Origin of the sequence: Aromatoleum evansii, assembly GCF_012910805.1 — a bacterium.
Taxonomy (GTDB): Bacteria; Pseudomonadota; Gammaproteobacteria; order Burkholderiales; family Rhodocyclaceae; genus Aromatoleum; species Aromatoleum evansii.
In genome coordinates this window covers 1-865 of the sequence record NZ_WTVK01000171.1, presented here as the reverse complement: position 1 = coordinate 865, position 865 = coordinate 1, and the positions used below count along the sequence as shown (strand labels likewise).

Annotated in this window: 2 protein-coding genes; both read left to right on the top strand. The window is 64.4% G+C overall.

The window, feature by feature from the left end; genetic code table 11:
* Positions 1-392 (top strand): ABC transporter ATP-binding protein C-terminal domain-containing protein (locus tag GO615_RS29820; protein WP_479686200.1); only part of this gene is annotated, 392 nt, incomplete at its 5' end.
* Positions 385-865 (top strand): ABC transporter ATP-binding protein (locus GO615_RS29815; RefSeq protein WP_169133062.1); only part of this gene is annotated, 481 nt, incomplete at its 3' end. The genes GO615_RS29820 and GO615_RS29815, both read left to right, overlap by 8 nt.

Below are 865 nucleotides of genomic sequence, written 5' to 3'. Positions count from 1 at the left end.
TCGACGAGCGCAAGATCACCGAAGTGCTGGAATTCACCAACCTCAAGGACAAGGCGCACCGCAACGCCGCGACCGAACTGGCGCTGACCGAACTGAAGGCGCTCGAGGTCGCGAAGGCACTGTCGACGAACCCCAAGCTGCTGATGCTCGACGAGGTGCTGGCGGGTCTGGAAACCAACGGCAAGCGGCGCTTCATGGGCATGCTCAAGGACCTGCACGAAAAATTCGCGGTCGGCATCCTGATCATCGAGCATGACATCGAGACCATCAGCAATCTGTGTCATCGCGTGGCGGTGCTCAACTTCGGCGAGCTGATCGCCGACGGCACGCCCGACGAGGTCTTCCGCGATCCGGAAGTGATCAAGAGCTACACGGGAGCGAGCCATGCTTGAGATCGAAAACATCCGTGCCGGCTATGGCGCCATCAACGTGCTGTGGGACGTCTCGCTGACCGTCGCGCCGGGCGAGCTGACCACCATCATCGGCCCCAACGGCGCCGGCAAGACCACGCTGCTGCGCGCGCTGATGGGGCTCGTGCCGCTGAGCCAGGGCTGCATCCGCCTGAACGGCAAGCCGCTCAACGGCACCGCGACGTGGAACATGCTGGACTCCGGCGTTGCGATGATCCCCGAGGGGCGCATGATCTTCAAGGACATGACCATCGAGGAAAACCTGATGCTCGGCGCGTTCGCGAAGCAGCATCGGGTGCAGGCGCAGGAACGCTGCGAGAAGGCGTATGCGATGTTCCCGCGCCTGCGCGAACGGCGCACCCAGCCGGCCGGCACGCTCTCCGGCGGCGAGGCGCAGATGCTGGCGATGGCGCGCGGCCTGATGTCCGACCCCAAGCTGCTGATCATCGACGAAC